Source organism: Citrobacter sp. RHBSTW-01044, assembly GCF_013781945.1.
Lineage (GTDB): Bacteria > Pseudomonadota > Gammaproteobacteria > Enterobacterales > Enterobacteriaceae > Citrobacter > Citrobacter braakii.
Window position 1 is genome coordinate 4,598,942 of sequence record NZ_CP056180.1, and the last position, 16,736, is coordinate 4,615,677.

At 53.5% G+C, this 16,736-nt stretch carries 6 protein-coding genes and 3 rRNA genes; 1 reads left to right on the forward strand and 8 read right to left on the reverse strand.

Annotated elements, in window-relative coordinates:
• Positions 1-137: 137 nt before the first annotated feature.
• Positions 138-3,821: a methionine synthase gene (gene metH / locus HV352_RS22000; RefSeq protein ID WP_047415532.1), complete on the reverse strand. Its 3,684-nt coding sequence runs from the start codon at positions 3,819-3,821 to the stop codon at positions 138-140.
• A gap of 195 nt (positions 3,822-4,016) precedes the next feature.
• Here metH and iclR point away from each other — a divergent pair, with 195 nt between their 5' ends.
• The gene (gene iclR, locus HV352_RS22005) at positions 4,017-4,841 is read left to right on the forward strand and encodes a glyoxylate bypass operon transcriptional repressor IclR (RefSeq protein WP_047357748.1); all 825 of its coding nucleotides are present in this window, start codon (positions 4,017-4,019) and stop codon (positions 4,839-4,841) included.
• A 17-nt stretch (positions 4,842-4,858) separates the two neighbouring features.
• Here the strand turns inward: iclR and aceK are convergent, their stop codons facing one another.
• The 7 genes from aceK to HV352_RS22040 form a co-directional block, all read right to left on the reverse strand.
• Positions 4,859-6,586, reverse strand: coding sequence for a bifunctional isocitrate dehydrogenase kinase/phosphatase (gene aceK / locus HV352_RS22010; protein ID WP_016155427.1), 1,728 nt, complete (start codon positions 6,584-6,586; stop codon positions 4,859-4,861).
• Between the two features lie 102 nt (positions 6,587-6,688).
• Positions 6,689-7,993, reverse strand: a complete 1,305-nt coding sequence (aceA, locus tag HV352_RS22015) for an isocitrate lyase (RefSeq protein WP_049268477.1) — start codon at positions 7,991-7,993, stop codon at positions 6,689-6,691.
• Between the two features lie 35 nt (positions 7,994-8,028).
• Positions 8,029-9,630: a malate synthase A gene (aceB, locus tag HV352_RS22020; RefSeq protein ID WP_181635088.1), complete on the reverse strand. Its 1,602-nt coding sequence runs from the start codon at positions 9,628-9,630 to the stop codon at positions 8,029-8,031.
• Between the two features lie 268 nt (positions 9,631-9,898).
• On the reverse strand, positions 9,899-10,828 hold the full coding sequence (gene metA, locus HV352_RS22025; protein WP_016155321.1) for a homoserine O-succinyltransferase: 930 nt from the start codon (positions 10,826-10,828) through the stop codon (positions 9,899-9,901).
• A gap of 508 nt (positions 10,829-11,336) precedes the next feature.
• Positions 11,337-11,452, reverse strand: a 5S ribosomal RNA gene (gene rrf, locus HV352_RS22030).
• A gap of 94 nt (positions 11,453-11,546) precedes the next feature.
• A 23S ribosomal RNA gene (locus HV352_RS22035) occupies positions 11,547-14,453 on the reverse strand.
• Between the two features lie 234 nt (positions 14,454-14,687).
• Positions 14,688-16,229, reverse strand: a 16S ribosomal RNA gene (locus HV352_RS22040).
• The 16S, 23S and 5S rRNA genes sit together here, the layout of an rRNA operon.
• Positions 16,230-16,736: the final 507 nt, after the last annotated feature.

Consider the following 16,736-nt stretch of genomic DNA (forward strand, 5'->3'; position numbering starts at 1 on the left):
TCAGGCCGACAAAAATGTGCCATCCGGCAAGCAGTACCGATGAACGTTCTTTCAGTATAAGGGTTTAAACGTAATAAAGAGACAAGGCACTCATTGAGTGCCCTGTTTGTTGTAAATAAAGATGACAGTTTTGTGAATCAGTCAGCGTCATAGCCCAGATTAGGCGCTAACCAACGTTCGACTTCCGCCACGCTCATGCCTTTACGGAAGGCGTAATCTTCAACCTGATCGCGCTGGATTTGCGCCACGGCGTAGTACTTGCTGTCTGGATGACTGAAATACCAGCCGGAAACCGACGCACCTGGCCACATCGCGAAGGATTCGGTGAGCTTCATCCCGGTGTGCGCTTCTACATCCAGCAGTTCCCAGATGGTGGCCTTTTCGGTGTGTTCCGGGCAAGCCGGATAGCCCGGTGCCGGGCGAATTCCCTGGTAGTTTTCGCGGATCAGTTCCTCGTTACTGAGGTTCTCATTCGCCGCATAGCCCCAGTAGACTTTACGCACGCGCTCGTGCAGATATTCCGCGAACGCTTCCGCCAGGCGGTCGGCGATCGCTTTCACCATGATCTTGTTGTAGTCGTCATGCTGGGCTTCGAAGGCGTCCGCCAGTGCATCTTCCTCCAGACCGCCGGTAACTGCGAAAGCACCGATGTAATCCGCTTTGCCACTCAGTTTCGGCGCAACAAAGTCAGACAGGCAGTAGTTGGCGAAACCGACTTTTTCCGTCTGCTGGCGCAGGTGATGACTGACGTTGATGACGTGCGTACGCGTCTCGTCACGGTAAATCTCGATGTCGTCCCCCACACGGTTAGCCGGGAACAAGCCCACCACGCCGCGCGGATTCAGGGTCTTCTCAGCGCTGAGTTTATCCAGCATGTCATTGGCGTCTTTGAACAGACGTTTCGCCTCTTCTCCCACCACCTCATCTTCGAGGATGCGCGGGTATTTCCCGGCCAGCGACCAGGTCATAAAGAACGGCGTCCAGTCGATGTAGTTGCGCAGCGTTTCGATGCTGGCTTCAACACTCTGTACGCCGAGGCGGTGCGCCACCGGCGGCGTATAGTTTTCCCAGTCGAAGGCCAGATCGTTGTCGCGGGCAGCCTGTAACGTTACTGGTGGGGTCCGCGGTTTCTTACGCGCATGCTGGATACGCACGGTTTCGTACTCTTTACGCGTACGGGCGACAAAGTCATCGCGCTGAGTGTCAGAGAGGAGTGCGGCGACTACGCCAACGGTACGCGAGGCGTTCTGCACATAAACCGTCGGGCCACTGTAATTCTGCTCGATTTTCACCGCCGTGTGCGCTTTTGAGGTGGTCGCGCCGCCAATCAGCAATGGAATAGTGAACCCCTGACGCTCCATCTCTTTCGCCACGTTGACCATTTCGTCCAGCGACGGGGTAATCAGCCCGGAAAGACCAATCAGATCGGCATTCACTTCACGTGCCGTTCTGAGGATTTTCTCCGCTGGCACCATCACGCCAAGATCGACGATTTCGTAGTTGTTACATTGCAGCACCACTCCAACGATGTTTTTGCCGATATCGTGCACATCGCCTTTCACGGTAGCAATGACCATCTTGCCGTTGCTGGAGCCTTTCTCTTTGCTGGCCTCAATGTACGGTTCGAGGTAGGCCACCGCCTGCTTCATCACGCGGGCGGATTTCACCACCTGCGGCAGGAACATTTTGCCCTCGCCAAACAGATCGCCAACCACGTTCATCCCGTCCATCAGCGGCCCTTCAATCACCTCGATCGGACGCGCGGCCTGCTGGCGAGCTTCTTCAGTATCCTGCTCAATAAATTCGGTAATGCCTTTCACCAGCGAATATTCGAGGCGCTTTTTCACGTCCCAACTGCGCCATTCCGCCATCTGGGCATTGGCAGTATCATCAGTTTTGCTACCACGATATTTCTCAGCCAGCTCCAGCAGACGCTCGGTGCCATCGTCACGACGGTTGAGGATCACATCTTCAACCGCATCGCGCAGCTCGGCGGGCAGGTCGTCGTAGATCGCCAGTTGTCCGGCGTTGACGATCCCCATGTCCATGCCGTTGCGAATGGCGTAGTAAAGGAATACCGCGTGAATGGCTTCACGAACCGGGTCGTTACCACGGAAGGAGAACGACACGTTGGAGACGCCGCCGGAGATCAGCGCGTGCGGTAGTTCGCGTTTGATGTCTTCACAGGCACCGATAAAGTCCTGGGCGTAGTTATTGTGCTCATCAATCCCGGTCGCGACCGCAAAGATGTTCGGGTCGAAGATGATGTCTTCCGGCGGGAAGCCTACCTCTTCGGTAAGAATTTTGTACGCCCGCCGGCAAATCTCAATTTTACGCGCACGGGTGTCGGCCTGCCCCTGCTCGTCAAAGGCCATCACCACCACTGCGGCACCGTAGCGTCGCAGCAACTTCGCGTGGTGGATAAAGGTCTCAACCCCCTCTTTCATCGAGATGGAGTTAACGATGCCTTTACCCTGAATGCACTTCAGCCCTTTTTCGATGACGTCCCATTTCGAGGAGTCGATCATAATCGGCACGCGGGCGATATCCGGCTCACCGGCGATAAGGTTGAGAAAACGCACCATCGCCGCTTCGGCGTCGAGCATCCCCTCATCCATGTTGATATCGATAATCTGTGCGCCGCTTTCCACCTGCTGACGGGCGACATCCAGCGCTTCGTTGTATTTCTCTTCTTTGATCAGTCGCTTAAATTTCGCCGAACCGGTGACGTTGGTACGCTCGCCGACGTTCACAAACAGGCTATCGTCGCCAATATTCAACGGTTCAAGGCCAGACAGACGGCAGGCTACCGGGATTTCCGGCAAGCGGCGCGGCGGCAAACCTTCCACTGCGCGGCTCATCGCGGCGATGTGTTCCGGCGTGGTGCCGCAGCAGCCGCCGACCACGTTGAGGAAGCCCGCTTGCGCCCACTCGCGTATTTGCGCCGCCATGGTGTCGGCATCGAGATCGTATTCGCCAAAGGCGTTCGGCAACCCGGCGTTCGGGTGCGCGGTAACGTAGCATTCGGCAATGCGCGACAGCTCCTGCACGTACTGGCGCAACTCGTCCGGGCCTAAGGCGCAGTTCAGACCGAAGGTCAGCGCATCGGCGTGGCGCAGTGAGTTATAGAACGCTTCGGTTGTCTGACCGGAGAGCGTACGCCCGGAAGCATCGGTGATGGTGCCGGAGAGCATAATCGGCAACTCAACGCCCAGCGCTTCGAACTCGGTTTTAACCGCGAAAATAGCGGCTTTGGCGTTCAGGGTATCGAAGACGGTTTCAATCAGGATCAGGTCGCTGCCACCTTCCACCAGCGCTTTGGTGGATTCACGGTAGGCGGCCACCAGCTGATCAAAGGTAATATTGCGGTAAGCCGGGTCGTTGACGTCAGGCGAGATAGACGCCGTACGGTTGGTTGGGCCAAGCACGCCCGCGACATAGCGCGGTTTTTCCGGTGTGCGTGCCGTCCATTCGTCTGCCGCCGCGCGCGCCAGTTTGGCTGCCGCAAAGTTGATTTCCGCCGACAGGGATTCCATCTGGTAATCCGCCATGGCGATAGTCGTGGAGTTAAAGGTGTTGGTTTCGATGATATCCGCGCCCGCCTCAAAATAGGCGTTATGGATGGCGGCGATCACCTCAGGTTTGCTGAGCACCAACAGGTCGTTGTTGCCTTTCAGATCGCACGGCCAGTCGGCAAAGCGTTCGCCGCGGAAATCCTCTTCGCTCAGACGATATCCCTGGATCATGGTGCCCATACCGCCGTCCAGCACCAGAATACGTTCATTTAACTGCTGACGTAATTGTTCAACTTTGCTGCTCACACTCGCTCCCGACAACGCTCAACCAGACCGAAAAAAACTCAACAGACCATACTGGCACAAACCTGAGAGGTGGAAAAGAGAACAACGGCCAACATGAGACATGTTCAGCTTCACTCATCCGATCAGTACAGGAATTCTTGCATTATAATTGAATAAAACGAAAATGATTTCCACGATACAGAAAAGGAGTCCGCCATGGTTGCCACAATCCCCGCGAAACGCGGTAGAAAACCCGCCGCTGCTACTACGCCTGCAACCGGGCAGGTTCAGTCTCTGACCCGCGGCCTGAAGTTACTGGAGTGGATTGCAGAATCCAACGGCAGCGTGGCGCTAACCGAGCTGGCACAGCAGGCCGGTTTGCCAAACTCCACGACTCACCGTTTGTTGACCACCATGCAGCAGCAAGGATTTGTCCGTCAGGTGGGTGAATTAGGCCACTGGGCCGTGGGTGCGCATGCGTTTATCGTCGGCAGCAGCTTTTTGCAAAGCCGTAATTTGCTGGCGATTGTCCACCCGATCCTGCGCAAGCTGATGGAAGACTCCGGTGAGACGGTAAACCTGGCCGTGCTGGATCAAAGCGACCATCAGGCCATTATTATCGACCAGGTGCAGTGTACCCAACTGATGCGCATGTCCGCGCCTATCGGCGGCAAACTGCCGATGCACGCCTCCGGTGCGGGTAAGGCGTTTTTATCCCAACTGAGTGAAGAACAGGTGACTGGCCTGCTGCACCGTAAAGGGCTGCACGCATACACCCACGCCACGCTGGTGTCGCCGGTGCATCTGAAAGAGGATTTAGCCCAAACGCGCAAGCGCGGCTACTCCTTTGATGATGAGGAGCATGCGCTGGGTCTGCGCTGCGTGGCGTCGTGCATTTATGATGAACACCGCGAGCCGTTTGCCGCTATTTCCATCTCCGGACCCATTTCGCGCATTACCGACGATCGAGTGACCGAGTTTGGCGCCATGGCGATCAAAGCGGCGAAAGAAGTCACGCTGGCATACGGCGGATTTCGTTAAGAAAGGGTTGCCGGGCATCAAGCCGCAAATCTGATGCAAAACCGCTGTTTGCGCCGGTAGGCGTAAACATCTTCCACGTGTCCTTCACGGATCCGCGTTTGCAGACCTCGCCAATAGTCGGCGCTGAACAGGTCAGCATGCATCTCTTCAAATAGCGGCCCGATACGCGGGTCAGCGCATAGCCAGTGACGAAACTCTTCCGGGAAGACATCCCCCGGGGATACGCTATACCACGGTTCAGCGCTCATCTCATCTTCCGGGTAGCGCGGCGGCGGGATATGACGGAAATTCACCTCCGTCATGTAGCAAATTTCATCGTAGTCGTAGAACACCACGCGCCCGTGGCGAGTCACGCCGAAGTTCTTAAACAGCATATCGCCGGGGAAAATATTGGCGGCGGCCAGCTGACGAATGGCATTGCCGTACTCTTCAATTGCATCGCGCAGTTGCTGGCCTTCGACCTGCTCCAGCCAGATATTCAGCGGCACCATCCGTCGTTCGATATACAAATGGCGAATGACAATCTGCTCGCCGAGATCGGTAATTTTTTCCGGGGCTTCCTGTAGCAACAGCGCCATCAGCGACGGATCGATTTGCCGTTTATCCAGCACAAAGTTCTCGAACTCCTGAGTATCAGCCATCCGCCCGACACGATCGTGCTCCTTGACCAGTTGATAACAGGCGCGGACGTGGGCGGCCGACATCTCTTTTTGCGGCGCAAATTTGTCTTTGATGACTTTAAAGACGCGGTCGAAGCCCGGCAGGGTAAACACCAGCATCACCATGCCGCGGATCCCCGGCGCTTCGATAAATTGCTCATCGCAATGGGCAAGATAGAGCAGATATTCGCGGTAACTTTCTGTCTTCGCGTGTTTCTGACAGCCAATCGCCATATACAATTCAGCGGTGGTTTTACCGGGCAGGATCTCGCGCAGCCACTCCACTAACGCGGCGGGCAGCGGGGCGTAAACCATAAAATACGAGCGGGCGAAGCCAAACACGATACTGGCCTCCGCCGTCGTGGTCAGGCAGGTATCGACAAACAGTTCACCCTCGTCAGTACGGTGAATTGGCAGTAAAAACGGCAGCGTCCCGGAAGGGGTAATCAACTTCCCGACCAGCCAGGCGGCCTTGTTGCGATAAAACAGTTCGTTCGCCACCTGCAAATGACTGCGCTGCAACACATCCGCCCCCAGCGTTTCGGTCAGGTGTTCGATGATGTAGTGGATATCCCGATGTCTGTTCTGCCACGGCAGACGCAAGGGCAGATCGCTGAGGACGCGCGTAAGCAGCCACTCCCAGCCGGTATCGGGAAAAAAGTCTTTCGCCAACGGGCGTGGGATCGTGCGAAAACGGCGCTCTGGCTGAGAGCTGAAAATAAACAGTCGCTCGGGAGTCAGCGAGCGGTGGTCAAATAACCGGCAATAGACGGAGTTAAAGAAACTCTCCGCAATCTCGAAGCGTGGATAATCTGGCAATAGCCGGGTGTAATGCTCTTTCACGCGAAGTAAAAAATCCGCGTCGGTACTTTTGCCATCAGTAATGCAGCGCAGTTGCTCCACCACCAGACCCACATGATGATCGTAAAGGTGGATACGGCTTTTCATCGCCTGCTGAACCGCGTGCCAGTCGGCATGTTCAAAACGCTGCTGCGCGCCGGAGGTCACTTCCAGAAAACGCCCGTACTGGGCGTCGAAACCTTGCAAAATCGTCTGAGCAATCAGTAATTCCAGGCCACGCGTCATCAATTTCTCCCATCCGGCACAATGTCATGCCGGATGGCGCATTCGCTTATCCGGCCTACATCCCTTCGTAGGCCCGGTAAGCGCAGCGCCACCGGGCATTGATCAAAACTGCGATTCTTCAGTCGAGCCGGTCAGCGCGGTCACTGAAGAAGTGCCGCCCTGAATGATGGTGGTTACTTTGTCGAAGTAGCCTGTCCCTACTTCCTGCTGATGGGACACGAAGGTGTAACCGTCTTTAGCCGCCGCAAATTCCGGCTGCTGAACCTTCTCAACGTAGTGGCGCATGCCCTCACCCTGCGCATAGGAATGCGCGAGGTCGAACATGTTGAACCACATGCTGTGAATACCCGCCAGCGTAATGAACTGGTATTTGTAACCCATATCGGACAGCTGTTGCTGGAAGCTGGCAATGGTTTTGTCATCCAGGTTTTTCTGCCAGTTAAACGATGGCGAACAGTTGTAGGCCAGCAGTTTGCCTGGGAATTTCGCATGAATAGCATCGGCAAAGCGCTTCGCCAGTTCGAGGTCCGGTGTGGAGGTTTCACACCACACCAGATCCGCATACGGTGCGTAGGCCAGGCCACGGCTGATCGCCTGCTCAATGCCCGCATGCGTACGGTAGAACCCTTCGCTGGTACGCTCGCCAGTGATGAACTCGCTATCGTATGGGTCGCAATCAGACGTAATCAGATCGGCTGCGTCAGCATCGGTACGCGCAATCACCAGCGTCGGAACGCCCATAACGTCTGCAGCCAGACGGGCTGCCACCAGTTTCTGGATAGCTTCCTGAGTCGGCACCAGAACTTTGCCGCCCATGTGACCACATTTTTTCACCGATGCGAGCTGATCTTCGAAGTGAACGGCCGCTGCACCAGCCTCAATCATCGATTTCATCAGTTCAAACGCGTTCAGTACCCCGCCAAAACCCGCTTCCGCATCGGCAACGATCGGCAGGAAGTAATCCACATAGCGCGGATCGTTCGGCTCAATACCAGTTGACCATTGGATCTGATCGGCACGACGGAATGTGTTGTTGATCCTGTCCACCACCGCCGGAACGGAGTTCGCTGGATACAACGATTGATCCGGATACATGCTGGACGCCAGGTTGGCATCTGCCGCCACCTGCCAGCCTGAAAGGTAGACCGCTTCAATACCAGCTTTCGCTTGCTGCAGCGCCTGACCACCAGTCAGCGCACCGAGGCTGTTGATATAACCTTTCTTCGATTCGCCGTGTAGCAGACGCCACATTTTCGCCGCGCCAAGCTGCGCCAGCGTGCATTCCGGGTTGACCGAGCCACGTAATTTCACCACTTCCTCCGCGCTATAGGGGCGGGTGATGCCTTCCCAACGTGGTTGAGTCCATTCTTGCTGTAATTCTTCGATTTGTTGAGTACGGGTTTTCATGTGCAGATGCTCCATTAGGATAAATTGTGGGTAAATTAGGCCAACAGGCGGTAGCCCGGTAACGTCAGGAAGTCAATTAACTCGTCGGAAGTGGTGATTTGCTCCATCAGGCGCGCGGCATCGTCAAAACGCCCGCTGCTGTAGCGGTGTTCCCCCAGTTCGTCCTGAATCACCAACATCTCTTCGGCCAGCATCTGGCGGAACAACGGTTTGGTAACCGGTTTGCCGTTGCTGAGCGTTTTCTGGTGGTGGATCCACTGCCAGATGGAAGTACGAGAGATTTCGGCGGTGGCCGCATCTTCCATCAGACCGTAAATCGGTACGCAGCCGTTACCGGAGATCCACGCTTCGATGTACTGCACCGCGACACGAATGTTGGCACGCATGCCTTCTTCAGTACGCTCACCTTCACAGGGTGCCAGCAATTGTTCTGCGGTAATCGGCGCATCTTCTTCACGGGTCACGAACAGCTGATTTTTGTTTTCACCGAGTACGTCGTTGAACACCGCCATTGCGGTATCTGCCAGTCCTGGATGGGCAATCCATGTGCCGTCATGACCGTTATTGGCTTCCAGCGCTTTGTCCGCTTTTACCTTGGTCAGAACCTGGTTGTTACGTTCCGCATCTTTGCTGGGAATGAACGCGGCCATGCCGCCCATCGCGAACGCGCCGCGTTTATGACAGGTTTTAATCAGCAGACGCGAATACGCACTGAGGAATGGCTTATCCATCGTCACCACCTGACGGTCCGGCAACACGCGATCCGGGTGGTTCTTCAGGGTTTTGATATAACTGAAAATGTAGTCCCAGCGACCGCAGTTCAGGCCCACAATGTGGTCACGCAGCGCGTGCAGAATTTCGTCCATCTGGAAAACGGCTGGCAGCGTTTCAATCAGCAGGGTCGCTTTAATTGTGCCGCGCGGCAGATTAAAGCGATCCTCTGCATAGCTGAACACTTCGCTCCACCATGCCGCTTCTTGCCAGGCCTGCGTTTTTGGCAGATAGAAATAAGGGCCACTGCCTTTTGCCAGCAACGTTTTGTAGTTGTGGAAGAAATAGAGGGCAAAGTCGAACAGGCTGCCCGGGATCGATTCGCCACGCCAGGTGACGTGTTTTTCCGGCAGATGCAGACCGCGAACGCGGCACACTAACAGGGCCGGATTGGGTTTGAGTTGATAAATTTTACCGGCTTCGTTGGTGTAGCTAATGGTGCCATTGACTGCATCGCGCAAGTTGATCTGCCCGTCGATAACTTTGCTCCACTCAGGAGCCAGCGAATCTTCAAAATCAGCCATAAAGACTTTGACGTTCGCGTTCAGCGCGTTGATAACCATCTTGCGCTCAACCGGTCCGGTAATCTCTACACGGCGATCCAGTAAATCATCAGGAATACCGCGAATTTTCCAGTTACCTTCGCGAATGGAAGCTGTTTCCGAAATAAAGTCAGGCAACATACCGTCATCAATATCCTGCTGCTGCTGGATACGTGCAGCCAGAAGTTTATTCCGCCTTGGCGTAAATCTTGTCACCAGCTCGGTCAGAAACTCCACCGCTTCAGCGGTCAGAATCTGCTGTTCCTGTTCGCCGCGCGGCCTGGTGAAGATCAGTTCATCGGTTGTCGTTGCCTGTTGATTCATTGCGTAGTTCCTCGTCATTGATCCAAACACATCCCCAATGCGAACGAAGGATCGTTGTGCGGTTTTCGTTCAGCACAACTAAGACTACTCATTTAAATTTCAAAATCAAAAACAATTTCCATTTTTAATTTAATTATTAATTAACTTATTGATAACAATATAAATAAAATTTAATTACACAGTGAGGTGCGTTTCGGAAATAAAAAAGGCACCCGAAGGTGCCTGATTCAACATGCTGAAACGCTTAAGGATCGTCTGTTACAGAAGATTAATCCAGCGTTGGATTCATGTGACGCAGATCATATGGCGTGATCTGGTAAACGTAATAGTTGAGCCAGTTGGTAAACAACAGATTGCCGTGGCTACGCCAGGTTGCCCGCGGTTTATTTTGCGGGTCATCTTTTGGGAAGTAGTTATAGGGCACTTCCGGCGTTAAGCCCGCTTCGACGTCACGAAAATATTCACTGCCGAGTGTATGGGCGTCATATTCAGGATGGCCCGTTACGAAGGCGATACGTTTATCTTTGCTGGCAAACAGGTAGGCATCTCCCTCTTCTGTTTCGGCAAAAATCTCGAGATCGGTGTAGTCCCTGATAAGGGCAGCAGGAAAATCGGCATAGCGCGAATGCGGGGCCAGGAACGCATCATCAAATCCACGCGTCAGCAGCGCATGAGGATGAAGAATATGGTGCTCATAGACGCCTGAGAGTTTGTCCGTACGGGTTTGCTTGGGAATTCCGTACAGGATATTCAATGCGGCTTGCACCGCCCAACAGACAAAGAGCGTCGATGTAACATGATCTTTCGCCCATTCAAGCACTTGTTTAATCTGCGGCCAGTAAGCCACGTCATTAAATTCAACCAGACCCAACGGCGCGCCGGTCACGATCAGTCCGTCAAAGTTCTGATCGCAGATATCCTCGAAATTACAGTAAAAGTTATTCAGATGCTCCGTAGGGGTGTTGCGTGACTCGCGGGCATCAATGCGCAATAGCTGAACATCTACCTGCAGCGGTGAGTTAGACAGTAAACGCAGGAACTGGTTTTCCGTTTCAATCTTCTTGGGCATCAGGTTGAGGATGAGCACCTTCAGTGGACGAATTTCCTGACCGGAAGCGCGAGATGACGTCATCACAAAGACGTTTTCCTCACGCAAGAAATTGACGGCGGGTAGCTCGTCCTGCACGCGAATTGGCATAACCTGATAACCTCACTACATACGTTTAAACGTTTAGACATCCAGATAGCTGAAGATACCCAGGAATCATGCGAATGTCGAGCCTGCATCCTCAAGTTGAGAAAGTTTCACGGCTCCTTGCTGTAGATTAGTGCAGTAAAGAAAAAAGGAGAATGCTATTCGTCGTTCGCGCAACAGGCAATGTGCTGCCGGGAGAGCCAGGTGCGCTGCGCTTCTCAGGCCTGCACACCAGTTACAACATGATGGGCTGGATAAAACGGTACGCTTCATCGGCAGTCTTCATTCCCTGCAGACGCAAAAAAGCCCATCCGGCAGGATGGGCTTCTTCACTTATTTGATGCCTGGCAGTTTATGGCGGGCGTCCTGCCCGCCACCCTCCGGGCCGTTGCTGCGCAACGTTCAAATCCGCTCCCGGCGGATTTGTCCTCCTCAGGAGAGCACTCACCGACAGACCACAGATAAAACAAAAGGCCCGGTCTTTCGACCGGGCCTTTCGCTTTTATTTGATGCCTGGCAGTTCCCTACTCTCGCATGGGGAGACCCCACACTACCATCGGCGCTACGGCGTTTCACTTCTGAGTTCGGCATGGGGTCAGGTGGGACCACCGCGCTACAGCCGCCAGGCAAATTCTGTTTATCAACACGCTTTTCGCATGTCGATGTAATCTGTCATCAAGCTGAATATCGTGTCTCTTCGCCAAAACATCTTCGGCGTTGTAAGGTTAAGCCTCACGGTTCATTAGTATCGGTTAGCTCAACGTATCGCTACGCTTACACACCCGACCTATCAACGTCGTCGTCTTCAACGTTCCTTCAGGACCCTTAAAGGGTCAGGGAGAACTCATCTCGGGGCAAGTTTCGTGCTTAGATGCTTTCAGCACTTATCTCTTCCGCATTTAGCTACCGGGCAATGCCATTGGCATGACAACCCGAACACCAGTGATGCGTCCACTCCGGTCCTCTCGTACTAGGAGCAGCCCCCCTCAATTCTCCAGCGCCCACGGCAGATAGGGACCGAACTGTCTCACGACGTTCTAAACCCAGCTCGCGTACCACTTTAAATGGCGAACAGCCATACCCTTGGGACCTACTTCAGCCCCAGGATGTGATGAGCCGACATCGAGGTGCCAAACACCGCCGTCGATATGAACTCTTGGGCGGTATCAGCCTGTTATCCCCGGAGTACCTTTTATCCGTTGAGCGATGGCCCTTCCATTCAGAACCACCGGATCACTAAGACCTGCTTTCGCACCTGCTCGAGCCGTCACTCTCGCAGTCAAGCTAGCTTATGCCTTTGCACTAACCTCCTGATGTCCGACCAGGATTAGCTAACCTTCGTGCTCCTCCGTTACTCTTTAGGAGGAGACCGCCCCAGTCAAACTACCCACCAGACACTGTCCGCAACCCGGATCACGGGTCTACGTTAGAACACCAGCCATTAAAGGGTGGTATTTCAAGGTTGGCTCCATGCAGACTGGCGTCCACACTTCAAAGCCTCCCACCTATCCTACACATCAAGGACCAGTGTTCAGTGTCAAGCTATAGTAAAGGTTCACGGGGTCTTTCCGTCTTGCCGCGGGTACACTGCATCTTCACAGCGAGTTCAATTTCACTGAGTCTCGGGTGGAGACAGCCTGGCCATCATTACGCCATTCGTGCAGGTCGGAACTTACCCGACAAGGAATTTCGCTACCTTAGGACCGTTATAGTTACGGCCGCCGTTTACCGGGGCTTCGATCAAGAGCTTCTCCTTACGGATAACCCCATCAATTAACCTTCCGGCACCGGGCAGGCGTCACACCGTATACGTCCACTTTCGTGTTTGCACAGTGCTGTGTTTTTAATAAACAGTTGCAGCCAGCTGGTATCTTCGACTGATTTCAGCTCCATGAGTAAATCACTTCACCTACATATCAGCGTGCCTTCTCCCGAAGTTACGGCACCATTTTGCCTAGTTCCTTCACCCGAGTTCTCTCAAGCGCCTTGGTATTCTCTACCTGACCACCTGTGTCGGTTTGGGGTACGATTTCGTGTTACCTGATGCTTAGAGGCTTTTCCTGGAAGCAGGGCATTTGTTACTTCAGCACCGTAGTGCCTCGTCATCACACCTCAGCGTTAACAAGACTCCGGATTTACCTGGAATCTCCGCCTACATGCTTAAACCGGGACAACCGTCGCCCGGCTAACATAGCCTTCTCCGTCCCCCCTTCGCAGTAACACCAAGTACAGGAATATTAACCTGTTTCCCATCGACTACGCCTTTCGGCCTCGCCTTAGGGGTCGACTCACCCTGCCCCGATTAACGTTGGACAGGAACCCTTGGTCTTCCGGCGTGCGGGTTTTTCACCCGCATTATCGTTACTTATGTCAGCATTCGCACTTCTGATACCTCCAGCATGCCTCACAGCACACCTTCAACGGCTTACAGAACGCTCCCCTACCCAACAACACATAGTGTCGCTGCCGCAGCTTCGGTGCATGGTTTAGCCCCGTTACATCTTCCGCGCAGGCCGACTCGACCAGTGAGCTATTACGCTTTCTTTAAATGATGGCTGCTTCTAAGCCAACATCCTGGCTGTCTGTGCCTTCCCACATCGTTTCCCACTTAACCATGACTTTGGGACCTTAGCTGGCGGTCTGGGTTGTTTCCCTCTTCACGACGGACGTTAGCACCCGCCGTGTGTCTCCCGTGATAACATTCTTCGGTATTCGCAGTTTGCATCGGGTTGGTAAGTCGGGATGACCCCCTAGCCGAAACAGTGCTCTACCCCCGAAGATGAATTCACGAGGCGCTACCTAAATAGCTTTCGGGGAGAACCAGCTATCTCCCGGTTTGATTGGCCTTTCACCCCCAGCCACAAGTCATCCGCTAATTTTTCAACATTAGTCGGTTCGGTCCTCCAGTTAGTGTTACCCAACCTTCAACCTGCCCATGGCTAGATCACCGGGTTTCGGGTCTATACCCTGCAACTTAACGCCCAGTTAAGACTCGGTTTCCCTTCGGCTCCCCTATTCGGTTAACCTTGCTACAGAATATAAGTCGCTGACCCATTATACAAAAGGTACGCAGTCACCCCATAAAGAGGCTCCCACTGCTTGTACGTACACGGTTTCAGGTTCTTTTTCACTCCCCTCGCCGGGGTTCTTTTCGCCTTTCCCTCACGGTACTGGTTCACTATCGGTCAGTCAGGAGTATTTAGCCTTGGAGGATGGTCCCCCCATATTCAGACAGGATACCACGTGTCCCGCCCTACTCTTCGAGTTCACAACACATGCACTTTTGTGTACGGGACTATCACCCTGTACCGTCGGACTTTCCAGACCGTTCCACTACCACACATGCTGATTCAGACTCTGGGCTGCTCCCCGTTCGCTCGCCGCTACTGGGGGAATCTCGGTTGATTTCTTTTCCTCGGGGTACTTAGATGTTTCAGTTCCCCCGGTTCGCTTCATTACGCTATGTATTCACGTAATGATAGTGTGACGAATCACACTGGGTTTCCCCATTCGGAAATCGCCGGTTATAACGGTTCATATCACCTTACCGACGCTTATCGCAGATTAGCACGTCCTTCATCGCCTCTGACTGCCAGGGCATCCACCGTGTACGCTTAGTCGCTTAACCTCACAACCCGAAGATGTTTCGTAAAACACTTCAGTGTTGCGAAAATTTGAGAGACTCGAACACACCGCTTTTCATTTCTTGTTTACGGAGAAATGAAACAGTGTGTCGTTTCAATTTTCAGCTTGATCCAGATTTTTAAAGAGCAAAACTTCTTAATGCACTCGAAAGTACATTCAGAAGTTCATCATTCATCAGACAATCTGTGTGAGCACTACAAAGAACGTTTCTTTAAGGTAAGGAGGTGATCCAACCGCAGGTTCCCCTACGGTTACCTTGTTACGACTTCACCCCAGTCATGAATCACAAAGTGGTAAGCGCCCTCCCGAAGGTTAAGCTACCTACTTCTTTTGCAACCCACTCCCATGGTGTGACGGGCGGTGTGTACAAGGCCCGGGAACGTATTCACCGTGGCATTCTGATCCACGATTACTAGCGATTCCGACTTCATGGAGTCGAGTTGCAGACTCCAATCCGGACTACGACATACTTTATGAGGTCCGCTTGCTCTCGCGAGGTCGCTTCTCTTTGTATATGCCATTGTAGCACGTGTGTAGCCCTACTCGTAAGGGCCATGATGACTTGACGTCATCCCCACCTTCCTCCAGTTTATCACTGGCAGTCTCCTTTGAGTTCCCGGCCGAACCGCTGGCAACAAAGGATAAGGGTTGCGCTCGTTGCGGGACTTAACCCAACATTTCACAACACGAGCTGACGACAGCCATGCAGCACCTGTCTCAGAGTTCCCGAAGGCACCAAAGCATCTCTGCTAAGTTCTCTGGATGTCAAGAGTAGGTAAGGTTCTTCGCGTTGCATCGAATTAAACCACATGCTCCACCGCTTGTGCGGGCCCCCGTCAATTCATTTGAGTTTTAACCTTGCGGCCGTACTCCCCAGGCGGTCGACTTAACGCGTTAGCTCCGGAAGCCACGCCTCAAGGGCACAACCTCCAAGTCGACATCGTTTACGGCGTGGACTACCAGGGTATCTAATCCTGTTTGCTCCCCACGCTTTCGCACCTGAGCGTCAGTCTTTGTCCAGGGGGCCGCCTTCGCCACCGGTATTCCTCCAGATCTCTACGCATTTCACCGCTACACCTGGAATTCTACCCCCCTCTACAAGACTCTAGCCTGCCAGTTTCGGATGCAGTTCCCAGGTTGAGCCCGGGGATTTCACATCCGACTTGACAGACCGCCTGCGTGCGCTTTACGCCCAGTAATTCCGATTAACGCTTGCACCCTCCGTATTACCGCGGCTGCTGGCACGGAGTTAGCCGGTGCTTCTTCTGCGAGTAACGTCAATTGCTGCGGTTATTAACCACAACACCTTCCTCCTCGCTGAAAGTACTTTACAACCCGAAGGCCTTCTTCATACACGCGGCATGGCTGCATCAGGCTTGCGCCCATTGTGCAATATTCCCCACTGCTGCCTCCCGTAGGAGTCTGGACCGTGTCTCAGTTCCAGTGTGGCTGGTCATCCTCTCAGACCAGCTAGGGATCGTCGCCTAGGTGAGCCGTTACCCCACCTACTAGCTAATCCCATCTGGGCACATCCGATGGCAAGAGGCCCGAAGGTCCCCCTCTTTGGTCTTGCGACGTTATGCGGTATTAGCTACCGTTTCCAGTAGTTATCCCCCTCCATCGGGCAGTTTCCCAGACATTACTCACCCGTCCGCCACTCGTCACCCAAGGAGCAAGCTCCTCTGTGCTACCGTTCGACTTGCATGTGTTAGGCCTGCCGCCAGCGTTCAATCTGAGCCATGATCAAACTCTTCAATTTAAGTTTGATGCTCGTGAATTAAACTTCGTAATGAATTACGTGTTCACTCAGAGACTTGGTATTCATTTTTCGTCTTGCGACGTTAAGAATCCGTATCTTCAAGTGCCCACACAGATTGTCTGATAAATTGTTAAAGAGCAGTTGCGACGCGCTTTAGCGCTCTGTCGCGAGGTGGCGTATATTACGCTTTCCTCTTTCAGAGTCAACCCTCATTTTCAGGTTTTTCTCTTCAACCGAACCGGCTGTTTGTGTGAAGTGATTCACATCCGCCGTGTCGATGGAGGCGCATTATAGGGAGTTTCCTGCGGCCCGCAACCCTTAAATTGCAGAAAAATGACTGACCGCTGCATTCCACAGCAAAACCCCGCCTTATACCCATTTACACACAGAGTTATCCACAAACCACGCGATCGTTTGTGCACTTCTCTGTTTATATGAGCATCCTTCAACGGAAAAAGAAGAGGTCAAAATCGAAAATTAAAAATTCGCGAGCGTTGCGCAAACGTT